Annotated in this window: 24 protein-coding genes and 1 other RNA gene; 15 read left to right on the forward strand and 10 right to left on the reverse strand. The window is 66.6% G+C overall.

Annotated elements, in window-relative coordinates; translation table 11 throughout:
* Positions 1-580 precede the first annotated feature (580 nt).
* On the reverse strand, positions 581-1,546 hold the full coding sequence (locus tag QNN98_RS00005) for a ketopantoate reductase family protein (protein ID WP_283995907.1): 966 nt from the start codon (positions 1,544-1,546) through the stop codon (positions 581-583).
* 90 nt (positions 1,547-1,636) lie between these two features.
* Here QNN98_RS00005 and QNN98_RS00010 point away from each other — a divergent pair, with 90 nt between their 5' ends.
* The 4 genes from QNN98_RS00010 to recR all read left to right on the forward strand — a co-directional run bounded on the left by QNN98_RS00010 (position 1,637) and on the right by recR (position 6,449).
* Positions 1,637-2,215 (forward strand): TetR/AcrR family transcriptional regulator, encoded by a 579-nt coding sequence (locus tag QNN98_RS00010; RefSeq protein ID WP_283995908.1) that lies wholly within the window; start codon positions 1,637-1,639, stop codon positions 2,213-2,215.
* An 86-nt stretch (positions 2,216-2,301) separates the two neighbouring features.
* Positions 2,302-2,397, forward strand: an RNA gene (gene ffs / locus QNN98_RS00015) — signal recognition particle sRNA small type.
* Between the two features lie 76 nt (positions 2,398-2,473).
* The gene (locus QNN98_RS00020) at positions 2,474-5,737 is read left to right on the forward strand and encodes a DNA polymerase III subunit gamma and tau (protein WP_283995909.1); all 3,264 of its coding nucleotides are present in this window, start codon (positions 2,474-2,476) and stop codon (positions 5,735-5,737) included.
* A 115-nt stretch (positions 5,738-5,852) separates the two neighbouring features.
* Complete coding sequence (recR, locus tag QNN98_RS00025; RefSeq protein ID WP_227912431.1) at positions 5,853-6,449, forward strand: recombination mediator RecR; 597 nt, start codon at positions 5,853-5,855, stop codon at positions 6,447-6,449.
* On the opposite strand, the gene QNN98_RS00030 is transcribed toward recR, so the two are convergent.
* Both QNN98_RS00030 and QNN98_RS00035 read right to left on the reverse strand, forming a co-directional pair.
* The gene (locus QNN98_RS00030; RefSeq protein ID WP_283995910.1) at positions 6,446-7,510 is read right to left on the reverse strand and encodes an ABC transporter permease; all 1,065 of its coding nucleotides are present in this window, start codon (positions 7,508-7,510) and stop codon (positions 6,446-6,448) included. The two genes, recR and QNN98_RS00030, sit on opposite strands and share 4 nt — an antisense overlap.
* On the reverse strand, positions 7,507-8,448 hold the full coding sequence (locus tag QNN98_RS00035) for an ABC transporter ATP-binding protein (RefSeq protein ID WP_283995911.1): 942 nt from the start codon (positions 8,446-8,448) through the stop codon (positions 7,507-7,509). Before QNN98_RS00035 ends, QNN98_RS00030 begins: the two co-directional genes overlap by 4 nt.
* A gap of 219 nt (positions 8,449-8,667) precedes the next feature.
* On the opposite strand from QNN98_RS00035, the gene QNN98_RS00040 reads away from it, so the two are divergent.
* On the forward strand, positions 8,668-9,954 hold the full coding sequence (locus QNN98_RS00040) for an aspartate kinase (protein WP_227912434.1): 1,287 nt from the start codon (positions 8,668-8,670) through the stop codon (positions 9,952-9,954).
* Here the strand turns inward: QNN98_RS00040 and QNN98_RS00045 are convergent.
* Positions 9,951-10,172 (reverse strand): VanZ family protein, encoded by a 222-nt coding sequence (locus QNN98_RS00045; RefSeq protein ID WP_283996237.1) that lies wholly within the window; start codon positions 10,170-10,172, stop codon positions 9,951-9,953. The two genes, QNN98_RS00040 and QNN98_RS00045, sit on opposite strands and share 4 nt — an antisense overlap.
* A 173-nt stretch (positions 10,173-10,345) precedes the next feature.
* Positions 10,346-10,561, reverse strand: coding sequence for a hypothetical protein (locus QNN98_RS00050; RefSeq protein WP_227912435.1), 216 nt, complete (start codon positions 10,559-10,561; stop codon positions 10,346-10,348).
* Positions 10,562-10,685: 124 nt separating this feature from the next.
* Between QNN98_RS00050 and QNN98_RS00055 the strand changes: the two genes are divergently transcribed.
* From QNN98_RS00055 to QNN98_RS00065, 3 genes are all read left to right on the forward strand, one after another.
* Positions 10,686-11,666, forward strand: coding sequence for a 3-methyladenine DNA glycosylase (locus QNN98_RS00055; RefSeq protein ID WP_283995912.1), 981 nt, complete (start codon positions 10,686-10,688; stop codon positions 11,664-11,666).
* Positions 11,609-12,133, forward strand: coding sequence for an SRPBCC domain-containing protein (locus QNN98_RS00060; RefSeq protein WP_227926033.1), 525 nt, complete (start codon positions 11,609-11,611; stop codon positions 12,131-12,133). Before QNN98_RS00055 ends, QNN98_RS00060 begins: the two co-directional genes overlap by 58 nt.
* A gap of 77 nt (positions 12,134-12,210) precedes the next feature.
* Complete coding sequence (locus QNN98_RS00065) at positions 12,211-12,756, forward strand: serine protease inhibitor (protein WP_283995913.1); 546 nt, start codon at positions 12,211-12,213, stop codon at positions 12,754-12,756.
* A gap of 21 nt (positions 12,757-12,777) precedes the next feature.
* Here the strand turns inward: QNN98_RS00065 and QNN98_RS00070 are convergent, their stop codons facing one another.
* Positions 12,778-13,284: a DUF4442 domain-containing protein gene (locus QNN98_RS00070; protein ID WP_227912439.1), complete on the reverse strand. Its 507-nt coding sequence runs from the start codon at positions 13,282-13,284 to the stop codon at positions 12,778-12,780.
* A gap of 151 nt (positions 13,285-13,435) precedes the next feature.
* On the opposite strand from QNN98_RS00070, the gene QNN98_RS00075 reads away from it, so the two are divergent.
* The 6 genes from QNN98_RS00075 (at position 13,436) to QNN98_RS00100 (ending at position 18,261) form a co-directional block, all read left to right on the forward strand.
* Positions 13,436-13,729: a hypothetical protein gene (locus QNN98_RS00075; protein ID WP_227926030.1), complete on the forward strand. Its 294-nt coding sequence runs from the start codon at positions 13,436-13,438 to the stop codon at positions 13,727-13,729.
* A gap of 122 nt (positions 13,730-13,851) precedes the next feature.
* On the forward strand, positions 13,852-14,106 hold the full coding sequence (gene purS / locus QNN98_RS00080; RefSeq protein WP_227912441.1) for a phosphoribosylformylglycinamidine synthase subunit PurS: 255 nt from the start codon (positions 13,852-13,854) through the stop codon (positions 14,104-14,106).
* Positions 14,103-14,882, forward strand: a complete 780-nt coding sequence (purQ, locus tag QNN98_RS00085) for a phosphoribosylformylglycinamidine synthase subunit PurQ (protein WP_442860163.1) — start codon at positions 14,103-14,105, stop codon at positions 14,880-14,882. The genes purS and purQ overlap by 4 nt, the downstream gene beginning before the upstream one ends.
* A complete protein-coding gene (gene purL, locus QNN98_RS00090; protein ID WP_283995914.1) occupies positions 14,882-17,185 on the forward strand; it encodes a phosphoribosylformylglycinamidine synthase subunit PurL in 2,304 nt (767 codons plus the stop codon). The genes purQ and purL overlap by 1 nt, the downstream gene beginning before the upstream one ends.
* Before the next feature lie 77 nt (positions 17,186-17,262).
* Positions 17,263-17,661, forward strand: a complete 399-nt coding sequence (locus tag QNN98_RS00095) for a hypothetical protein (RefSeq protein WP_227912443.1) — start codon at positions 17,263-17,265, stop codon at positions 17,659-17,661.
* Between the two features lie 63 nt (positions 17,662-17,724).
* Positions 17,725-18,261 carry a GNAT family N-acetyltransferase gene (locus QNN98_RS00100; protein WP_227912444.1) on the forward strand — a complete coding sequence of 179 codons (537 nt, stop codon included), beginning with the start codon at positions 17,725-17,727 and terminating at the stop codon, positions 18,259-18,261.
* On the opposite strand, the gene QNN98_RS00105 is transcribed toward QNN98_RS00100, so the two are convergent.
* Together QNN98_RS00105 and QNN98_RS00110 are read right to left on the reverse strand one after the other, a co-directional pair.
* Positions 18,237-18,815, reverse strand: coding sequence for a DUF1990 domain-containing protein (locus tag QNN98_RS00105; RefSeq protein WP_283995915.1), 579 nt, complete (start codon positions 18,813-18,815; stop codon positions 18,237-18,239). The genes QNN98_RS00100 and QNN98_RS00105 overlap by 25 nt on opposite strands.
* Positions 18,812-19,198, reverse strand: coding sequence for an MmcQ/YjbR family DNA-binding protein (locus QNN98_RS00110; protein WP_229958733.1), 387 nt, complete (start codon positions 19,196-19,198; stop codon positions 18,812-18,814). Before QNN98_RS00110 ends, QNN98_RS00105 begins: the two co-directional genes overlap by 4 nt.
* Before the next feature lie 115 nt (positions 19,199-19,313).
* On the opposite strand from QNN98_RS00110, the gene QNN98_RS00115 reads away from it, so the two are divergent.
* Entirely contained in the window at positions 19,314-20,147 is an 834-nt protein-coding gene (locus tag QNN98_RS00115; RefSeq protein WP_227912447.1) for a DUF1206 domain-containing protein, read from the forward strand.
* Positions 20,148-20,150: 3 nt separating this feature from the next.
* Here QNN98_RS00115 and QNN98_RS00120 read toward each other — a convergent pair whose 3' ends face one another.
* Both QNN98_RS00120 and QNN98_RS00125 read right to left on the reverse strand, forming a co-directional pair.
* Positions 20,151-20,591 carry a CoA-binding protein gene (locus QNN98_RS00120; RefSeq protein WP_283995916.1) on the reverse strand — a complete coding sequence of 147 codons (441 nt, stop codon included), beginning with the start codon at positions 20,589-20,591 and terminating at the stop codon, positions 20,151-20,153.
* A 54-nt stretch (positions 20,592-20,645) separates the two neighbouring features.
* Positions 20,646-21,257 carry an alpha/beta fold hydrolase gene (locus QNN98_RS00125; RefSeq protein ID WP_227926025.1) on the reverse strand — a complete coding sequence of 204 codons (612 nt, stop codon included), beginning with the start codon at positions 21,255-21,257 and terminating at the stop codon, positions 20,646-20,648.
* Positions 21,258-21,365: the final 108 nt, after the last annotated feature.

Raw genomic sequence — 21,365 nt, forward strand, 5'->3', positions numbered from 1 at the left:
CACTAAATTCGAAACCAGCTAAAAAAACCATTCCAGCCCACGGGGTGGGCGGAACAGTCGATTCAACCAATTAAAATAAATTGGTATCAATAAACTTGGCACACTATTGAGTTCTCAAACAACAGACGCAATCCGAAAATACTCGGGAAAACAATGTTTTCCTTTTCTTCTTCGCTGCAAGGTTTTCCATCTTATTCCATTCCGGCGTTTTCCGCAATTCCCGGTTATCCTCATCGGAAGCCCCGGGAAAGCGTGTCAACCGCCGTTCCGGCCCAGCAAAAAGCCGGAGTCTTTCCTGCCGGCCCCGTGAAGGGCGCACCAAGGAGACTCAGTTTTTTGGTGGGTTTGGCCGCCATGCTTCGGGCGCTTATTTCAGCGTCCCGGCCGCGGCGACTCGTCTATCTTTGCACACCCGGCCCGGTCCCCGCAAACCGTTTCGAAGTGACCTGTCACACCCCTTCCGAGGGTCGCAGACCACCGCCCGGCGGGCAGCGGCAAGGCCCGGAATCCGACACCCGCTCCCCGTGCGCAATCCCTTATAGAGGCGCACGTAGAGAGGTGCATATAGAGGGGTACATGCTTACGGGTTTTCGGGACCACTATGGATGAAATACAGCTCCTCTGCTGCCAAGCCGGTGGCCGGAACGCCGAGCCTCCGCGCTTCAGCCAGGACGTCCCGGCAAATCACCTTCGGTTCCTGAGCCTCCGGGTCTGCGTGCGCCTCGACGTTGGCGCGGGCCGGCGGGAGGTGGGCAAGGACCCAAGCCAGGATGGTAGCCGTCAACCATGCGGGTGCCCTGAATGGAAGCACCGAACCTCGGTGGCGGCGCAGATCGACGCCGCGGGCCTGCAGCAGCGCCAGCAGTTCCCGGCTGGTTTTCATCGCTCTGCGCAGGCCGGCCCTGTTCCCCACCAGCCCCGCCATCGACCCCGCCTTCAAACCCTGGGCGTGCAGTCCTGCGTCCGCAACGAAGTGGGTCCACAGCCAGCCGCGAAAGTCGGGTTGCTCGCGAACCCGGAACCCGGACTGGCGAAACATTGCCCGGACCGCCCGCTCCCGCTCCTGCGGAGGACGGCCGAACGTGCCAAAGATGACCGTCGCCAGTAATGTTCCCCGCAAAACGCCGTCGGAACCGAACCCGCCTCCGCCCTGGGGGAAGCCCCACACCACACGCTCAGGATCAAGAGCCGCGACGGCCTCGAGCGGCTCATCCCATACGTTGCCGAAAACCAGCACCGACGCACTGCCGATTCGGGGAGCCAGGAACGCTGCCGCTTCCGCCAAGCGGTAATGCGGCACGCTCAGTACAACGAGGTCGAAGCCGTCCTCAGGCGTCAACTCCTCCCGGAAGCGCAGCGGCATCTCCCCTGTGTGGCGCCTGCCCCACGGCCGGCGCCGGGCATCCAGGAGGTCCAGTTCAACGCCGTCGCCGTAGTGCGCCGCACGGCCGGGCCGGACATGGAATTCCACCTCGTGGCCCGCTTGCCCAAGTGCCCACCCGTACATAGTGGCAATAACGCCTCGTCCGAACATCAGGATCTTCATGCAGTACCTCCCGGAATCGGTGCAAGTGGAGACTGTCTCCAGTTGGTACGGTATGGAGATCGTCTCCATTTGTCGATCCCGAGGAGTGCCATGACCGCCACCAAGCAGCTGCGCGCCGATGCCCGGCGGAACAGGGATGCTCTCATCGCTGCGGCGCGGCATGTATTTGACGCCGGCGACGTCGAGCTGCGCTTTGACGACTTCGCCCGCTTGGCCGGTGTTGGCACGGGAACCCTGTATCGCCACTTCCCCACCCGGGAAGCGCTGGCTGAGGCCGTTTACCAGGAAGAGATCGACTCCCTGTGCGAACGGGCAGGGGAATTGCAGGACGCTATGCCCGCCGAAGAAGCACTGGAGGCATTCCTGCACGGGATGGTCGACCATATGGAGTCGCAGAAGGGGCTCGGGGCAACCCTGGCAGTACTCCTGTCCGGCAGTACGACGGCGATCGCCGACGGCACCCGGAAGCTCACGTCCGCCGTGGACGCCTTGGTGACCGCAGCCGCTGCCGCTGGGACCATACGGAAGGACATAGGAGCGGGGGCCGTCCTGCTTGCCTTGCACGGCATCGGAACCGCCTACGGCCAACCGGGTTGGCGCCCTGACGCAGACGGCATGATCACCCTTCTGATGGACGGAATGCGCACCACCGGCTCCGGCAGCAGTTAACAAGGGCCTGCAAGCCCGCGCGGTCCCGCGGCTGAAGGAGCCCGCCAGCGCGCATTCGGCACCCTCAAATATCGGGTAGACTGGTTCCCGGCCCCTCATGTGGTGTCATCCTGTGAACTCCCCCAGGACCGGAAGGTAGCAAGGGTAAGCGGGCTCTGGCAGGTGCATGGGGGGTCTTTAATTTTCCCCGGAGAGCGCTTCGTCACGCACCGGGCGCCGGAGTGAAAACCGTCAGTGCCAACCGATAGGCTTCTATCTGTGAGTACAGCCCTTTACCGCCGCTACCGTCCCGAGAGCTTCGCGGATGTGATCGGCCAGGAGCACGTCACGGAGCCGCTGATGGCGGCCCTGCAAAAGAACCGCGTGAACCACGCGTACCTGTTCTCCGGTCCCCGTGGTTGCGGCAAAACCACTTCCGCGCGCATCCTGGCGCGCTGCCTGAACTGCGCTGAAGGCCCCACTCCCGTTCCCTGCGGCAAGTGCGACAGCTGTATTGAGCTTGCCCGTGACGGTTCCGGCAGCCTCGACGTCATCGAGATCGACGCCGCCAGCCACGGCGGCGTGGACGACGCCCGCGACCTCCGGGAGCGGGCCACCTTCGCTCCGGTCCGTGACCGCTACAAGATCTTCATCATCGACGAGGCCCACATGGTCACGTCCGCCGGCTTTAACGCCCTTCTGAAGATTGTCGAAGAGCCCCCGGAACACATCAAATTCATCTTCGCCACCACGGAGCCGGACAAGGTCATCGGGACCATCCGCTCCCGCACCCATCACTACCCCTTCCGCCTGGTCCCGCCGGAGCCGCTGCTGGCCTACCTGGAAAAGCTCTGCGCCCAGGAACAGGTAGCCGTGGCACCCGGTGTGCTTTCCCTGGTGATCCGGGCCGGCGGCGGGTCGGTGCGTGACACCCTGTCCGTCCTCGACCAGCTCATGGCCGGTGCCGGCCCCGACGGACTGGACTACGAACTAGCCGTTTCCCTGCTGGGTTACACACCGGTATCCCTGCTCGACGACGTCGTCGACGCCGTGGCCGCAGCGGACGCAGCAACGGTATTCCGCGCCGTCGACCGTGTCATCCAGACCGGCCAGGACCCGCGCCGATTTGTCGAAGACCTGCTGGAACGCTTCCGCGACCTGATCATTGTCAACGCGATGCCGGACAGTGCCGCTGCCGTGCTGCGCGGCATGCCGGAGGACCAGATCAGCCGGATGCAGACCCAAGCTGCGCAGCTGGGCGGCAGCGAGCTTTCCCGGGCCGCAGACATCACCAACACCGCTTTGACCGAGATGACCGGCGCCACCTCGCCGCGCCTGCATCTGGAGCTGCTCTGCGCACGCATCCTGCTGCCGGCCGCAGACCAGACCGAACGCGGAACCGCTGCACGGGTGGACCGCCTCGAGCGGCGCCTGAGCTACGCCGGCGATCCCACCGAAGCCATGGGCCGCGCAGCCGCTGCTGCCTCACCGGTAACCACCATCCCGGCCGCCGCACCCACCGCATCGCAGTCGGGTGCTTCCGCGCCGTCCGTGGATGAAGCACCTTCCTCGCCGCGGGGCATCGACTTTGCCGCCACCCCCTCCCCCGGGGAAACTTCGGACCAGGGCGGATCGGATGCACCTGCGGCAGATAGTACTGCGGGGGGCAGCTCCCTGGACTGGGGCGGTACCTGGTCCACTCCCGTGGATGCACCCGGCCAAAGCTCTCCCGCTGCCAGCAGCACTGCCGGCGCTGCGTCCGCACCCGCGCAGAGCCCGGCCGCTGACCGGAGCGGCTCGGCTCCGTCGTCCGCACCTGCGCCAGCGGGACCGGCCGGAAGCAACGGTTCCTCCACCAACGGCTCACAGGCGCCGGCACAGCAGCCCACCGCCCCGCAGCCGGCACAGCAGCCTGCCGCCGGCAGCCCTGCAGTCGGCAGCCCTGCAGCCCCCTCCCGTCAGGCACCCGCCGCCGGGCACGGAGCTGCTCCCACAGGCGGAGGCGGGCAGATCGAGATGATCCGCCGCGCCTGGCCCGAAATCATGGATGCCCTCACGAGTATCCGCCGGGCCACTTGGCTGAACGTCAGCAAGAACTCCAGCCCTCGCTCCTTTGACGGCAAGGTCCTGGAATTGGCGTTCTCCAACCCGGGTGCTGCCACCAACTTCAACCGGCCAGACCACTTGGATAACCTGCGCAAGGCCATCCATCAGGTCCTGGCGCTGGACTGCCAGATCAATCCGATCCATGACAGCTCGGCGTCAGCGGGTGAGTCGGGCCCAAAAGCCGATAGCCGGCGCGCGCCGGCATCCGCCCCGGCTGCAACGCTTTCTGCGGGTGGCCCCGGCAGCTCCGCAGCCAATGCACCGGCTGGGCAGGCACCCTCCGCGCCGTCGGCTGGGCGCCCTGACGCTCCGGCCACTGCCGAGCGCCCGGCCGAACCGGTTGCGCCTGGCACCCCCGCGAGTGCCGCTGCTGACGCCGTTGCAAGTGCCCCTGCCGTCAGCCCGAGCGGCGCGGTACGTACGGCAGAAGCCCGTCCGGATGCTGACACCGCAGCGGCTGGCAACGCCCGCACAACATCGCCTGGTTCCGGCACTCAGGGTTCTGGCACTCAGGGTTCCGGCACTCAGGGCTCCGGCACTCAGGGCGCCGGCGCACCGGCTTGGCCGCTGGCAGCTGCGGCAGTTTCGTCCTCAGCCGCGACAGTTGCACCCTCTGTTGCGCCCTCCCCCGCAGCCCCCACCAACGCCGCCGGCCCGAATCCGGAAGCTGCGGACACGAAGGCATCAGAACCTGCTGCGGCCGCGCCCGTGAACGCGGCATCTGCTGCGCTCCGCCGTCGGACCGCCTCGCCGTCCAACGCGCCGGTAGCTTCTGCCTCCCGGGGCACAGGCGCCGGCCGCGGCGGCGGACGGGCAGGCCAGTCCGGACGACCGCAGCCGGGTCCGTCGGACGAGGCGTGGCCGGACGAGCCTTCCGATCCCTTCAACGACGCACCGGAAAGCAATGCCTGGGAAACCGCCGAGGCACCTGCCGATGTGTACTCCGGCGGCCACCTCTCCGATTCCGAGTGGGCCACCACCAACTGGGCGGGCACCGGATCGAGCGCCGCTCCAGCGACCGGAGCAAACGGCCAGACGGGAGCAGCCTCCGCGCCGGCGGCTGCGAAGCCCGCAGTGGAGGCAGCGGCCCCAGCCGTGCGGGCTTCGGCTCCTGCGGCCCCAGCCGCGCGGGCTTCCGCTCCTGCTGCACCGGCCGCACCGGCCGCACCGGCCACACCGGCCACACCGGCCACACCTGCAGCACCCGCCGGCCCCAACCAACCGCTGAGCCGCTACCAGAAGCTGCTCAACGAAGCCGCCCAGCGCGGCGGCGGAGCCCCCGTCAGGGGGAGCCGGCCAGTAGACTCGGCATACGTCGAAGACGTTCCCAGCGCAGATGACATCACGCTGGAGGACTCGGGACTGGTGGGCCGCAAGGCCATTGAGCGGATCCTGGGCGGCCGGCTGATCGAAGAACGCAGCGTCGACGGCCGCTGACCGGACGGCACCAACGACGGCGGTCCCCGCCCAACATCCCGGCAGCGGCTCCAGCCGGCTGCCGGCAGCAGATGATTAAGCAACAAATGCAATTCAACCCAGCAGAGAAGGTTACGTGTACGAAGGTGCGGTTCAGGAACTCATCGATGAACTAGGCCGCCTGCCGGGCGTGGGGCCGAAGTCCGCCCAGCGCATTGCGTTCCACATCCTCGAGTCCGATCCCGATGACATGAAGAAGCTGGCCACGGCCATCGTCACGGTCAAGGAGCGGGTGAAGTTCTGCACTGTGTGCGGCAACGTCACGGAGCAGGAAACCTGCGCCATCTGCCGCGACCCGCGGCGCGATCCCACCATGATCTGCGTGGTGGAGGAATCCAAGGACGTCATCGCGGTGGAACGCACCCGGTCCTTCCGCGGCCGCTACCACGTGCTGGGCGGCGCCATTAACCCCATCGGGGGCATCGGCCCGGACCAGCTGCGCATCCGTGAGCTGCTCAGCCGGCTCTCCGACGAACAGATCTCCGAGATCATCATCGCCACCGACCCGAACCTGGAGGGTGAAGCCACCGCCACCTACCTGGTGCGGATGCTCAAGACCCTGGGCATCAAGGTCACCCGCCTTGCCTCCGGGCTGCCGGTGGGCGGAGACCTGGAGTACGCCGACGAAATCACCCTGGGCCGGGCCTTCGAAGGCCGCCGCAGCATGTCCTAGGCGATCCGCGTTCCGGCAGAGAGGTTCCGCACCGGCGTAACCAGCCGGCGTCGTCCCAGGAAGAGCAGCAGCGCGGCCACGGCAAGCTGGATTCCCAGCCCCAGCGGCCAGATCGGCGTGACGGCCAGTGAGCCGGCCGTGACGCCCGGTTTCTTCTCGCCGTTCACGCACGGCATCCCGCTCTCGGGACCGGCCTGGGCCTCGCGGACGAGAATGCTGATGCTCTCCATGACTCCGCTCTCGACGCCGGGTTTTCCGCTCTGCGCCGGCATGGCGTCGGCCACAATCACAAAGGGATTGGCGGCGAGGATCCAGGCGACCCGCTCGGTGCGCAATGCCGGCATGTCCTGCACTTCGCCCACGCACTCGTAGTTTTCCGGGTCGAAAGGCGCGGACTGGGAGTACTGCACCGGACTGGCACGAACCGTGCCCTCGGTCAGTGTGGTGCTGAGTCCAAAGGCAATCAGGGTGCCCAACCCCAGCAGGGCCACCAGCATGTAGGTCACCACAATGGAGAACAGCGGACGGGCGGCCAGCGCCGAAACCCCCACCCCCACTGCACACACAATCCCCAGTTCCACGGCCAGCATGACCACGGCCACGAGCGCCGAGAGCGGGCGCACCCCGCCCAGGACGAGCGCCCAGAGCAGGAACGGCACACTCGCTACCAGGAAACCGAGCGAAGCCACCCATGCCGCCAGCCACTTGCCGGCCAGAATTTGGCCGGGCCGCAGCAGCGTGACCTGCAAAATGGCCAGGGTGCCCGCGGCGCGGTCACCGTTCACCCCGTTGGCTGACAGGGCCGGGGCCAGCAGCAGGCCGAAGAACAGGACAAAGCCGACCATCAGCTCGAACAGGACCGGACCTCGCTGGCCCTGCTGGGAGCCGGCGTTCAAGGCCGTCAGCATCGCGACGAGCCCAATGACGAAAAACCAGACCGTCAGCAGGACGTACCAGCTGCGCGTGCGCAGCCGCTGCTTCATTTCCAGGGCAAACACGGACCGCACGCCGCTGGCGTAACCAAGCGGGGAAACAACCGGACTTTGGCTCAGGGTACTCATCGGCGATCGGTTTCCAAACTCATGTAGGTCTCTTCCAGGGCACCGCCGGACGGGGCGAAGGCGGTGACGCCGACGTCGGCAAGCACCAGGTTGCGCAGCAGTTCGGCGGCTGCGTCCTCGCCGGACACCCGGATCTGTATGTGGGGCCGCTGCTGGTCCTGCGGCTGCCGGTATTGGAGCTGCTGCGCATCCACCTGCCGCAGCAGTTTCCCGGTGTCCAGCGCACGGACGGTGTACCAGCGTTCCTGCGTGCCGGCGTCGGAAAGCGACTGGGTCTTCACGGTTTCACCGCGCGCCACGAAAACTGCCCGGTCCGCCATTTCATCCAGCTCGGAGAGCACATGCGAGGAGACCAGAATGGTTTTACCCTCGCCGGCCAGCCGTCGGAGCAGCACCCGCAGGTCCACCCGAGAGGCCGGGTCCAGGCCGGACGCGGGCTCGTCCAGCAGCAGTACGGAGGGATCGTGGATCAGCGCCCGGGCCAGGCTCAGCCGCTGCTGCTGCCCCCGGGACAGAACGCGTGCGGGCTGGTCCGCGTATTCGGTCAGGTGCACGGTGTCCAGCAGTTCGGCAGCACGGGCAGCGGCAGCGGACCGGCCCAATCCGTAGAAGGCCCCCATGGTGGTCAGGATTTCCGTGGCGGTCAGCGATTCCCAGGTTCCCAGCGTGTCCGGCATCCAGCCCACGGTGGCGCGCACCGCACCGGCTTGGGTCAGCGGGTCGAACCCGTTGATCCGCACGGAACCGGCATCGGGTGCCAGCAGGGAGGCAAGAATGAGCAGGAGCGTGGTTTTGCCTGAACCGTTCGGGCCGATCAGCGCCGTCACTTCCCCGGCGGGTGCCGTGAAATCCATGGCACGGATCGCCTGCACGCTACCGAAACTGCGCTGGATTCCCTCGGCGACTATGCCCGTGCTCTCGGCACTGTTATTCCCCATGGCGCCCACCATAGGGTCCGGCAGTCCGGGACTACGGTACAAACTCGCCGCAAAGTGACGTTAAGTGCATGTTGCCGTGATATTTCAGCCCGGCCCAAGCGCGGCTATAGACTTTCTGGACGGACGTCGTGGGTACCGCGGCCCGTTTTCCAGGGGAATACCTGCCACGCCGAAGATGCCGGGCACACCAGAGAACAACAAAACTCAGAAAGTGTACGCATGAGCCTGATAGTGCAGAAATTCGGCGGTTCCTCCGTAGCGGACGCCGAAGGCATCAAGCGCGTGGCCAAGCGCGTGGTGGATACCCATGCCGCCGGCAACGAAGTGGTGGTAGTGGTTTCCGCCATGGGCGACAGCACCGATGAGCTCCTCGATCTGGCCGGACAAATCACCACCCTGGGCAACGCCCGGGAAATGGACATGCTGCTCAGCGCCGGAGAACGCATTTCAATGGCCCTGCTGGCCATGGCCATCAACCAGCTGGGCGGCTCCGCGCAGTCCTTCACCGGCAGCCAGGCCGGCATGATCACGGATGCCATCCATGGCAAAGCCCGCATCATCGATGTCTCCCCGCACCGGATCAAAACAGCCATTGAGCGCGGCGACATCGCCATCGTGGCCGGCTTCCAGGGCGTCAGCCAGGACAGCCACGACATCACCACCCTCGGCCGCGGCGGCTCGGACACCACTGCCGTAGCGCTGGCCGCTGCCTTGGATGCCGATGTCTGCGAGATCTACACCGACGTCGACGGCGTGTACACCGCCGATCCGCGGGTGGTTTCGAGCGCGCAGAAGATCGAGAAGATTTCCAGCGAGGAAATGCTGGAACTGGCCGCTTCCGGCGCCAAGATCCTGCACCTGCGCTGCGTGGAATACGCGCGCCGCTTCGGTGTGCCGCTGCACGTCCGCTCGTCCTTCAGCTCACACGAGGGAACCTGGGTACTGCCCAGCCCCGACGACAAGATCAAGATTCAAGAGGGAGAACCCTTGGAACAGCCCATCATCTCCGGTGTTGCCCACGACCGTTCCGAAGCCAAGGTCACGGTGGTGGGTGTCCCTGACATCCCCGGCAAGGCGGCTGAGATCTTCGGCATTGTGGCCGGCGCGAACTCCAACATCGACATGATCGTGCAGAACGTCTCCACCAAGGGTTCGGGACGGACCGACATCTCCTTCACGCTGCCGATCATCGACGGCAAGGAGGCCATTGATGCGCTGAACGCCGCCAAGGACGAGGTCGGTTTCGACACCATCCAGTACAACGAGCAGATCGGCAAGCTCTCACTGATCGGCGCCGGAATGCGTTCCAACCCGGGTGTATCGCACCGCTTCTTCGAGGCCCTGCACCACGCCGGGGTCAACATCGACATGATCTCCACCTCGGAGATCCGGATTTCCGTAGTGACCAGTGCCAAGCTGCTGGACACGGCCGTGCGCGCGGTCCATGCGGCGTTCGGGCTCGACGGCGAGGACGAGGCCACGGTTTACGGCGGCACCGGGCGCTAGGGTTCCGGCCTAACCGGTTGGAGCGGGGATTCCGCGGGTAGCCGCCGCCGGGTGCGGGCCCGGTGGATCCACAGGGCGGCTGCCGCCAGCACGGCTCCTGTCAGGGCGCCGGCACTGTTGGCCAGCCAGTCCGTGGCGGTGCAGCTGCGGCCGAGCACGGGGACGAACGCCTGGACCGCCTCGATCAGTGCCGACAGACCGACACCGGCAAGGAACATGGCCACAGGTAGTGGGAAACATAGTCAGCAGCAGGATGGCGGCCGTGTACAGATTCAGCAGTACGCGGGCCGCGCGCATCCGGGGTATCAGCCACGCCCCCAGCAGGGGCCCGACGATGACGAGCGCTGCGAACGCGGTCTGCACCAGCCACATATGGGTGCCCAGGAAGTGGCTAATGACGCTCGCGGGAGACGATGTAACTGCTGCCGTCGGCCCGGGTCTTGGTCTCCCACATGACCTTTTCCTGCTCCTGCTGCGCCTTGAGCAGTGCCTTGTTTTCCTCGGTCATGGGGTGCTCGGTGGAACCCTGCTGCGCCGGACCGAAGATCAGCCGCACTTTGCCCGTGGTCCGCATGAACCGGGACACGAAGCTTTCCTTCTCAACCATGCTGCACCTTTCGAACGGGCTTCCGTTCACATCCTACTAATGATCACGCCGGAAGTTCCCGGCGGCAGGCGGACGCTCCGCAGATGCCGACGACGTCCATGCCGGCAGGCAGGATAATGGAGGCGTGATTCCTTCCGCCCATCCCGTTGTCCTCCCCCAGGACCAGTGGCTGCCTCGCCAGGCAGCGCACGAAGCACGTGTGCGCCCCTTCACCGAGGACTACCTGCAGCGCCGCTCCGCCGGTCGCAAGCACCCCGTGGAAGATTTCCTCTTCACCTACTATTCCCAAAAGCCGGGCCAGCTGCTGCGCTGGCACCCGGGCGCCGGCGTCGTCCTGACCGGTGAAGCTGCGCACGAGCGTGCCGGCTGGAAGTTCTACCGAAACCTCACGGCAGACGAAACGGCCGCGGCCGGCCTGGACGCCGCCGCCCCGGCCGTGACCGTGGACGTGGCCGGGTTTGCCGCGGCACGAGGTGAAGCGGCGGCCTTTACCGCCATGCTGCTCTCCCGCACGGCCGCCCGGAAACCGGTGCTGGGCTGCTTCGGCATGCACGAGTGGGCCATGGCGTACAAGTCCGAGGACAACGGGATCCGCCACGACTACCTGCAGCTGCGGCTGGGTGCGCAGGGCACCGACGAACTGGTGGAGCGCAGCAAAATCCGCTGCACCCACTTCGACGCCTTCCGGTTCTACACCCCCGAAGCCGTACCCCTGAACGAACTGACCCCCACCCGTGAAAACCAGCGGGACCTGGAACAGCCCGGCTGCCTGCACGCCAACATGGACCTGTACAAATGGGCGTACAAGCTTGTCCCGCTGCTGCCCAGCGAGCTGGTGATGGATTGCTTCGAGCTGTCCTGGCGGATCCGGATGATGGACATGCGCGCCTCGCCCTATGACCTTGAGGACTGGGGTTATGCACCCATTCCAGTGGAGACACCGCAGGGGCGGGCGGAGTATGCTGCCGCGCAACGGGCATTTGCCGAGGAATCACAGCAGCTCCGGGCCCGCATCCTGGACCTGCTGGCCCAATTGGGAGAGCAGCCATGGAGCCAGAGCCCACCGGCCGGGTCCTCCGCACCGGAGACCAGTCCTACCAGCTGATCCTTACGCGCGGTTTTCCGGTGCCCCCGGCGGACATATGGTCCGCCCTCACCGATCCTGCTCAGGCGGCGGCGTGGTTCGGCCGCTGGGAAGGGCACCCGGCCAGGAACAGCAGTTTTGACCTGCAGATGCTTTACGAAGAGGGTCTGCCCTGGAGCCGGGTGCAGGTCCGGGATTGCGCGGCGCCTGAGCTGCTGCGGCTGCTGGTCGGGGACGACGACGGCGCCTGGGACCTGGAGATCCAGTTGCAGGACGCTGCCGGCGGAACGCGGATGGAATTCATCCAGCATCTGGCCGACCCCGCTGCGGCCGGCAGCTACGGTCCGGGCTGGGAATACTACCTGGACCGGCTCAAAGCGGCACTGAACGGCACTCCGGCGCCGGAGTTCGGCGATTATTATCCGGCGCAGGGCCCTTACTTCGAGGAGCAGGCCCGGACCGCACTGGGAGCGGGTTACGCCGGTTGAGCGTGCGGGCCGATTTGGGTGGTCCGCCGCTTGACGGGGCCACTAGGCTGGGGCCACCGACTGATGGAGGTCTCACCATGATCCGCCCCCGCCGCACCGGCTTCCCCCTGCTGCTGCTCTGTTCCGTGCTGGTTTTGGCCGCCTGCGGCTCTAACGCCGGCACCTCTGGCGATGACAGCTCGGCCTCCGCCTCTGCCACTCCCGGGGTTTCGCCCTCCGCAGCATCCCCCACCACGTCCGCTCCGGGTTCCACCTCCGCTCCGGCCCCCGCCCCCGGTCAGGCGGCCGCAACCTCCCTCACGGTGGAATTCATGGCTGACGGCCAGAACACCACCGACACGTGGACCCTGCAGTGCGAGGGCACCACCCCGCTCCCCGGCTCAAATGTTCCCGATCCTGCGGCGGCCTGTGCCCTGCTGGCCGGGCAGGGGGCAACGCTTTTCGCCGAACCGGAGGCCGGCATGATGTGCACGCAGATCATTGCCGGCATGCAGCGCGCCCATGTAACCGGGACCGTCAACGGGAGCGCGGTGGACGCGTCCTTCGCGTTAACCGACGGCTGCCAGATCTCCCGCTGGGAAAACCTGACCGCCCTGCTGGGCCCGGCCAACGGCAGCCTGTAACGGGCTGTAACCGGGCAGCCCCTAACCTGCTGCGGTGTCCCCCGCGGCGGGAGCAACGGCGTCCCGGCTCTCCCGCTTCCGGCGGATGTAGACCTGCTTGCGCACCCGCGCCACCACCGCACCGGTCTTGTCCGTGATGTCCACCGAGAACCACTCAAGGACCTTGTCCCCGTTAGCAGCCAACTTACGGAGACGCTCGACGTCGGCCTTAGCCAGCGTGAACTCGGCGGTGACCTCGCCGTTGCCGGGCTTGATGAAATCGACTTCCGCGGACTTGTCCCACACCACGTGGTCTTTGCCGAGGTGGTGCAGCAGGAGCATCATCCAGAACGGGTCGGTCATGGCGAAGAGCGAACCGCCGAAATGCACACCGGCAACATTCCGGTTCCACCAGTGCTCGCGCAGCCGCACCGAAACGCCCAGATAGTCCGGATCCAGGCGGGTGACCCGGATTCCGGTGAAGGCGAACGGCGGCCAGATGTTCATAAACCGGCGGACGGTACCCGGTTGTGCTTTGAGCAGTTTCACCGCTCCACTGTAGCCACCCGTGATCCAGGTCTCCGCCAGGCGGGGCCTGTACATGCCACCGCGGTTCGTGGCATATTATGAGTAAGCATGCTTACTATCCGTTCTGGACGATGGAACTGTCCGTCCGGACCTGACTTGAAGGTCTCGTATTATGTCCATTGAAATCAGTCCCGAAGATCTTTCCGGGGCAGGCTCTGCCGCTCCGGGTGAGTTCTACGGCCACGGCATCGGGCATTCCTTGGTCTGGGCACGCGGCCTGGCCGAACCCGCGGACGCCGAGTACATGCACTGCGGCGAACCCATGCAGCCCCGCGACGGCCGCCAGCTCTCCATCTTCGAACCGGTCAGCACCGAATCCATGCCGGCGAACGCCCCCGCCGAAGTGCAGCTCGAGACCACGGTGCTGCGCTGCCGCTGCGGGTTCCAGCTGGAAATCCCGGCCTGACCGGGCACGTCCACGTAACGCGCGTAACGCCGCTAGACTGAGTCGTGCAAGCTCGCGGAGCGCTGAATCAGCGTGAGACGGCAGGGTCCGCGGCCACCCATTTCACTCACAGGAGTTGCCGGATGCCCCGGATCGTTGTTGATGTAATGCCCAAACCCGAGATCCTGGATCCGCAGGGAAAAGCCATTGCCGGGGCGCTGCCCCGCTTGGGGCTGACCGGGTTCACCGGCGTCCGGCAGGGCAAGCGTTTTGAGCTCACCGTGGACGGGGAGGTCACCCCGGAAATCCTGGAGCAGGCCCGCAACGCCGCCGCGACGCTGCTCTCCAACCCCGTGATCGAAGACGTTACCCGCGTCGAAGTTCTCCCGGAGGCCTGACCTTGAGCACTCCCCTCATTGGTGACTTCTCCGTCGCCCCCGAAAATGACGCCCTGCGGGCGGTCCGGGTTGGTGTGATCACCTTCCCCGGCACACTGGATGACCGCGACGCCGCGCGGGCCGTGACCATCGCCGGCGGCACCGCCGTCGGGCTGTGGCATGCCGAAGCGAACCTGCAGTCGGTGGATGCCGTAATCATTCCCGGCGGCTTCTCCTACGGCGATTACCTGCGCGCCGGTGCGATTTCCCGCTTCGCTCCGCTGATGGAAAAGGTGGTGGATGCCGCCGCGGGCGGCATGCCCGTGCTGGGCATCTGCAACGGCTTCCAGATCCTCACCGAGGCGCACCTGCTGCCCGGCTCCATGATCAAGAACAACCATTTGAAGTTCTCCTGCGCGGACCAGCTGCTGCGCGTGGAGAACAACACCACCGCGTGGACCTCTGCCTACGAGCCCGGTGCGGGCATGGTCATTCCGCTGAAGAACCAGGACGGCCAGTACGTCGCGGATGAAAAGACGCTGGACGAACTCGAGGGCGAAGGCCGGGTGGTGTTCCGTTACGACGGCGAAAACCCCAACGGCTCCCGCCGCGGCATTGCCGGCATCAGTAACGCCGCAGGCAACGTCGTCGGCCTGATGCCGCACCCTGAACACGCCGTGGAACCGGGCTTCGGCCCGGATTCCTCCGCCTACGGCGAGGTGGGCCTGGGCTACGGCACCGACGGCCTGCGCATCTTCTCCTCAGTTCTCAACTCGCTCGTTGCCGGAGGCAAGTAATGACCGTTTCCCCTGCAGCGGACCAGAAGAAGTTCCGCATCGACACCGTTGAGCACGCCGCCGCCACCCCGGACACCGAACTGCCCTGGGCTGAACTGGGCCTGAAGGAAGACGAATTCAGCAAGGTCGTGGAGATCCTTGGCCGCCGGCCCACCGCGGCGGAACTGGCCATGTACTCGGTCATGTGGTCCGAGCACTGCTCCTACAAGTCCTCCAAGGTGCATTTGAAGCAGTTCGGTGACAAGGTCACCGAAAAGATGAAGGAACACCTGCTCGTGGGCATCGGCGAGAACGCCGGCGTCGTCGACATCGGTGAAGGCTGGGCCGTGACCTTCAAGGTCGAATCCCACAACCACCCCTCCTTCGTGGAGCCCTACCAGGGTGCCGCCACCGGCGTCGGCGGCATTGTCCGCGACATCATCTCCATGGGCGCACGCCCGGTGGCCGTAATGGACCCGCTGCGCTTCGGCGCCATTGACCACCCGGACACCGCCCGGCTGGTGCACGGCATCGTCTCCGGCATCGGCGGCTACGGAAACTCCCTGGGCCTGCCGAACATCGGCGGGGAACTGGTCTTCGACTCCGTTTACCAGGGCAACCCGCTGGTCAACGCCCTGGCCGTGGGCGTGCTGCGGCACGAGGACATCCGCCTGGCCAACGCTTCCGGCGCCGGCAACAAGGTGGTGCTCTTCGGCGCACGCACCGGCGGCGACGGCATTGGCGGTGCCTCCGTGCTGGCCTCCGAGTCCTTCGACGCAGACAAGCCCTCCAAGCGCCCCGCTGTGCAGGTGGGCGACCCGTTCGCCGAAAAGGTACTCATTGAGTGCTGCCTGGAGCTGTTCAAGTCCTCCGTGGTGGAAGGCATCCAGGACCTGGGCGCGGCAGGGATTTCCTGCGCGACGTCGGAGCTGGCCTCCAACGGCGACGGCGGCATGCACGTGGAACTGACCAACGTGCTGCTCCGCGATCCCACCCTCACCCCGGGCGAGATCCTGATGTCCGAGTCCCAGGAACGCATGATGGCCGTAGTCACGCCGGAGAACGTCGAGGCGTTCGAAGCCATCATGGACAAGTGGAACGTGGAATACTCCTGGCTCGGCGAGGTCACCGGCACCGGCCGGCTGATCATCGACTGGGACGGCGAGACCATTGTGGACGTGGATCCGCGCACCGTGGCCCATGAAGGCCCGGTCTACCAGCGCCCCATGTCCCGGCCCGCCGCGCAGGATTCCATCCAGGCCAGCTCCTTCAGCGCGGAACGCCCGTTCGGCAGCGCCGCGGTCAAGGACGCCATCCTGGAACTGATGGCCTCTCCCAACATGTGCGACAAGTCCTGGGTCACCAACCAGTACGACCGCTACGTGCAGGGCAACACCGCCCTGGCCATGCCCGATGACGCCGGGGTGATCCGCGTGGATGAAACCACCGGACTGGGCGTGGCCATTTCCACGGACGCCAACGGCCGCTACTCCTACCTGGACCCGTACGAGGGTGCCAAGCTGGCGCTGGCCGAGTCCTACCGCAACGTCTCCACCGCCGGTGCCACGCCACTGGCCGTCACCGACTGCCTGAACTTCGGCTCCCCCGAGGACCCCGAAGTGATGTGGCAGTTCGCTGAGTCCGTGCGCGGACTGGCCGACGGCTGCAAGGAACTCGGCGTGCCGGTCACCGGCGGCAACGTCTCGCTCTACAACCAGACCGGCGGCGTCGCCATCCACCCCACCCCGGTGGTGGGCGTCCTGGGCGTGTTCGACGACGTCGCCCGCCGCACGCCGTCGGGCTGGCGGCAGGACGGACAGGCCATCTACCTGATGGGCACCACGCAGGACGAGCTGGACGGCTCCGAATACGCCAACCTGCGCGGACACCTGGGCGGCCGGCCGCCGAGGGTGGACCTGCAGGCCGAGAAGCTGCTGGGCGAACTGCTGGTCAACGCCTCCCGCGACGGCATGATCGACGCCGCGCACGACCTCTCCGAGGGCGGCCTCGCAGCGGCCCTGTCCGAAATGGCGCTGCGCTTCGGCGTCGGCGCCCGCATCGGGCTCGGCGAGGTTTGTGAGCGGGACGGGGTGGACCTGTTCACCATGCTCTTCTCCGAGTCCCAGGCCCGCGCCGTGGTGGCCGTGGCCCGCAGCGAAGAGGTGCGCTTCAACGACATGTGCTCGGCCCGCGGCTTCCCGTACGCCCGGATCGGCGTGGTGGACACGGAGATCGGCGCGCTGGATTTCCAGAGCAACTTCGTGCTGCCGCTGGACGAGCTGAAGGCTGCGCACGAAGGAACGCTGCCGCGGCACTTCGGCTAACCCTGCACGGATGAGCAGCAAGGGCCCGGCGGTCTTCCGCCGGGCCCTTGCACGTTCCCCGTGTAGGCTCCGGGGGCATGGAGAAAACACTCGAGGCCCGGACCGCGCGGGCACGGCTGCTGTGCGGGCTGGCGAGCCTGGCAGTCGGCTCCGTCCCCCTGATCCTGTCCTGGCCGTACCTGTTCACCGGCGGCGATGAGCAGATTTCCGCCTGGCTGGCATCCGCAGCCGGACTCATCGCAGTCGGCACCGGGGTATGGCTCTTGACCGGTGCCCGGAGCCGGGGCGAAGAGCAGGTGCTCACCCAGGACCGGTCCCGGACCGGATACGCGGCCGTCATGATCGGCGTATGCGTCCTCCTGCTCGCCGGTTCGCTCAGCCTTGATCAGCCCACCGTTTCCACGGGCGTGGCACCCCTGCTGATAACGAACTGTTTCCGAATGCTTTTCGAGCGCGATGAGCGCGCAAACAAGTAGTGTCCGACACCGTTCAGGGCGTCGGATGGGGGCAAATGCGCACGCAGCGTGCAAAATTAGCTCGTGAGCATAATCCCCGAAAACCGCGCAGCCGACGCCGGCCTCCCCACTGAGCGTTTGTCGTTGGACCTGATGACGGTGAACGAGGTGGACGCCCTGATCATCCAGACCCGGGGGACGGATTGGGCGCCGGACTTTCCGCAGCCCGCGGACTACGACGCAGCCCGGCGTGCGTTTGAAGCCGGGCTGCTGACTCCGGCGGCCGCTGCCTTCGGCATCCGCATGATCCGTGAACGCTCCACCTCCCTGGTGGTGGGCACCATCGGCTTCGAAGGGATCCCGCTGGACCGGGCTGTGGAGGTCACGTACAACGTGGTGCCGTCCTGCCGGGGCCAGGGGTATGCGGCCGAGGCGCTGATCACCCTCACCCGGTTCGTCCTGACCCGTCCCATGGTGGAAGAGGTCCTGGCCTTCACCGAACCCACCAATGAAGCTTCCCAATCGGTGCTCCTGAGCGCCGGATTCCTGCCGCAGGAAGAAAGCGACATGGTGCTGCGGTTCAGTTTCCGCCGCTCTCAGCTGTCGGACACCAGCCGGTAGGCAGCCGCAAAATACCGGTTGGTGAAGAACTGCTGAACCCGGACGTTGACGGCGTTGGCTGCACCGATCACGGCGTTGGCAGGACGGCTGTAGGCCGCGATCCGGAAGTACAGGCGCCCGTCGTCGTCGAGCTCTGCATAAAACCCCTCTTCGCCCCTTTCCGGGTGCCCGCGCAGTGTCCCGTAGCCGAACCCGGCCCGTTGCCCGGGCAGCGGCGTCCCGGCGTCATCCAGCACCGGTTCCGCCGCCCACAGCACCCGGCACGGAGCGTAGTACCGCACCTTCCCCAGCCCGATCCCGGAGGCCATTTCAACGCCGGGCGCAGCCCGCGGCGTCGCCGGAGCCACCCACAGGCCCGCCCCGCGGTGCACGTCCCAACCCAGCAGGCTGTCCGCAAGCCGCAGGAACGCTGCCGCCGGATCAGCCACGGCCAGCTCCTCCTTGCGCAGGACCAGCCGGTATTCCGCCGGCCAGCGGTCCGTCATGGGCGAGGGGTATGGCCGCTCGGTCCGCCCGGGGTCCGGATAGGTCAGCTCCCGGTGCTGGCTGTTCATGCCTCCGCGAGTCCCTTCCAGGCCAGTGATTCGCGGTCCTTTTTCGGCAGCGAAGCCACCACCAGGTCATAGGAGTCTTCCACCAGGTCCCGGATCATGTCCCGGGCCAGCCCGGCGGCCACCTCCACCTGGTTCCAGTGGGTTTTGTTCATGTGCCACGCGCCGGTGATCTCCGGATGAGCGGCACGCAGCTGCAGCGCCAACTCCGGCTCGCATTTGAGGCTGACCAGCAGGGGGTCCACCTGTAGTGACGACATGGCGAACATCTTCGCCCGCCCGCCGGCTGCCCGAACCTTGAACACGGATGTTTCCGGCCCGAAGGGAAAGTCCTCGAACGCCCCGGGCAGGGCCAAACACATCTGCCTCAGCTCATGCGCATCCATGCCGAAAGCCTAGCCCCGGTTGCCGCGCCGCGGCACTCCCGCCCACTACGGATGACAGGATAGAGGAAGGAGGTACGTGTTCCACGTATCGCAGGTAGAGCAGAGGACGGTTGGTGTGGCGCAGGAGAACGGCAACGGCGGGCCCGTGGCGGAAACAGCGGAGCGTGCCGCGGATTCCCGGACCTTCGAGCGGATTGCCCGGCTGGGCTATGTGGCCAGCGGGATAGTGCACGTGGTCATTGGCGCCATCGCCCTGCAGATCGACGCCGGCCGGTCCGGCAACGCGGACACCAACGGCGCCGTGGCCGCTCTGGCACACCAGCCGGCGGGTTACCTGCTGCTCTGGTTCTGCTTCATCGGCTGCTTCGCCCTGGCGCTGTTCCAGTTCAGCCGGATCTTCTTGGCGGGCCAGCGGCTGTCGGACAAAGAGCTGTGGAAGGACCGCGCCCGCGACGCCAGCCAGGCCATTGTGTACGCGGGCATCGGCAGCATCTTTGGCTCCTTCGCCCTGGGCCGCGGCAGCAATGACGGCAGCTCATCCTCCGTCAGCTGGACCGCACGGCTGCTGGCCGTTCCGGCCGGGCAGTGGCTGCTGGGGATCGCCGGCCTGGTGGTTGTGGGCATTGGCGGGTACTTCATCTTCAAGGGAGCCACCCGGCGCTTCCGCGGCAACCTGACCGGAGTGGCCGGACGGGTTTGGAATCGTGCCGTGGATATCACCGGCGTAGCCGGCTACATCGCCAAGGGCATCTCGCTGGTGGTCCTGGGCATCCTGCTGACCCTGGCCGCCGTGAAGTCGGATCCGGAACAGTCCACCGGCCTCGACGGCGCCCTGCACACCCTGCGCGACCAGCCGTTCGGTGTGGTTGCCCTGGCTGCGGTGGGCATCGGCCTGATGCTCTACGGTCTGTACATCGGCATCATCAGGGCCCGTTTCGCGAAGCTGTAGGCGTTACAGGCCAAAGCGCGGGGCTTCGATCACAGGGCAGGTGTCCATCACGACGTCGAGTCCGGCAGCCTTCGCGCGGGCGGCCGCCGCTTCGTCCACCACGCCCAGCTGCAGCCACACCGCCTTGGCACCCACCGCGATGGCCTGGTCCACAATGTCACCTGCCCGGGAGGAATTCACGAAGCAGTCCACCACGTCGATACTGCCCGGAACCTCGCTGAGTTTCCGGTACCCCTTGTTGCCGTGCACGTCATCCCCTTTGAGGCTGACCGGGATGATCTCCATGCCCAGGGTGTCCTGGACGTAGCGCGAGACGCCGACGGCGGTGCGCAGCGGGTTGTTGGACAGGCCCACCACGGCCCACCGGCCAGGCGTGGTCAGGAGCCGGCGCAGAACCTCCGGATCGTTGGCGTGTGCGGTGCTGGCGGAATTGAGCTGGGACATCTGCCGTCCTTCGTGGTTGCCCGAAGATGGGGCTCCAGCTTACGCCCGGACCAATCAGTCCAGGAAAGACTCGATGGCCTCTGCCACCGCGGCGTCGGGCACGCCGCCCGCATCCGCCTCCAGCAGCCGGAACTCCCCGGATTCCAAGGCATCGGCGGCCCGTTGGGCAAGATCCCGCGTCTCATCGGCACTGCCGCTGCCCGCCAGGATGAGGACCGGGACGCTGATGCCGCCGAGTCCTTCGATTTCGGTCTGCATCACGAGCAGTTCGTCCTCGCCCTCCGCCGGGGCGAGGGCGGGTTCCAGCGCCACCACCCGGTTGACCACCACCGACTCCTCGGCGGCCCGCAGCGCCAGGAACGCTCCCTCGTCAAAGCCGTAAAGGTCCGTTGATTCGCCGGCCACCTGGAGCACGGCCAGCAGGTCATCCACGTCGGATTCGGCCGTGTATTCCTCACCGATCCCGCTTTCCCCGATACCCCGGCGGTCATAGGTGTACACAGTGTGGTTCCGGGACAGGATGTCTGCGAGGGCCGCCGTCGCGCGGCTGCTCCGGTGTGCCAGGAGGGGACCAACTATGGCCAGCGGCGGGCCGCTGCCCTGGCGGGACCAGGCGATGGGCGTTCCGTCTGCGGACGAAACAGTTCCGGAGGCGCTGGGTTCCATGACCGCTCCTGCTCGTTGGATGCTCTTTGGTGCTCACTGGGCCGGTGCTGCTGGGCCGGGGCCGGAATTCAACGGTAGGAGCCGGTGCCGGACAAGGTCAATGCCCTG

This window comes from Arthrobacter sp. zg-Y1143 (assembly GCF_030125565.1).
Lineage (GTDB): Bacteria > Actinomycetota > Actinomycetes > Actinomycetales > Micrococcaceae > Arthrobacter_B.

Coding starts and splice junctions, on each gene's coding strand:
- QNN98_RS00050 (WP_227912435.1), bottom strand. CDS start 10,561: ATGGTTGAGAAGGAAAGCTTCGTGTCCCGGTTCATGCGGACCACGGGC.
- QNN98_RS00010 (WP_283995908.1), top strand. CDS start 1,637: ATGACCGCCACCAAGCAGCTGCGCGCCGATGCCCGGCGGAACAGGGAT.
- QNN98_RS00060 (WP_227926033.1), top strand. CDS start 11,609: ATGGAGCCAGAGCCCACCGGCCGGGTCCTCCGCACCGGAGACCAGTCC.
- QNN98_RS00005 (WP_283995907.1), bottom strand. CDS start 1,546: ATGAAGATCCTGATGTTCGGACGAGGCGTTATTGCCACTATGTACGGG.
- QNN98_RS00035 (WP_283995911.1), bottom strand. CDS start 8,448: ATGGGGAATAACAGTGCCGAGAGCACGGGCATAGTCGCCGAGGGAATC.
- purS (WP_227912441.1), top strand. CDS start 13,852: ATGCCCCGGATCGTTGTTGATGTAATGCCCAAACCCGAGATCCTGGAT.
- QNN98_RS00110 (WP_229958733.1), bottom strand. CDS start 19,198: ATGGATGCGCATGAGCTGAGGCAGATGTGTTTGGCCCTGCCCGGGGCG.
- purL (WP_283995914.1), top strand. CDS start 14,882: ATGACCGTTTCCCCTGCAGCGGACCAGAAGAAGTTCCGCATCGACACC.
- QNN98_RS00125 (WP_227926025.1), bottom strand. CDS start 21,257: ATGGAACCCAGCGCCTCCGGAACTGTTTCGTCCGCAGACGGAACGCCC.
- QNN98_RS00105 (WP_283995915.1), bottom strand. CDS start 18,815: ATGAACAGCCAGCACCGGGAGCTGACCTATCCGGACCCCGGGCGGACC.
- QNN98_RS00065 (WP_283995913.1), top strand. CDS start 12,211: ATGATCCGCCCCCGCCGCACCGGCTTCCCCCTGCTGCTGCTCTGTTCC.
- QNN98_RS00075 (WP_227926030.1), top strand. CDS start 13,436: ATGTCCATTGAAATCAGTCCCGAAGATCTTTCCGGGGCAGGCTCTGCC.
- QNN98_RS00030 (WP_283995910.1), bottom strand. CDS start 7,510: ATGAGTACCCTGAGCCAAAGTCCGGTTGTTTCCCCGCTTGGTTACGCC.
- QNN98_RS00095 (WP_227912443.1), top strand. CDS start 17,263: ATGGAGAAAACACTCGAGGCCCGGACCGCGCGGGCACGGCTGCTGTGC.
- QNN98_RS00040 (WP_227912434.1), top strand. CDS start 8,668: ATGAGCCTGATAGTGCAGAAATTCGGCGGTTCCTCCGTAGCGGACGCC.
- QNN98_RS00045 (WP_283996237.1), bottom strand. CDS start 10,172: ATGTTCCTTGCCGGTGTCGGTCTGTCGGCACTGATCGAGGCGGTCCAG.
- QNN98_RS00120 (WP_283995916.1), bottom strand. CDS start 20,591: ATGTCCCAGCTCAATTCCGCCAGCACCGCACACGCCAACGATCCGGAG.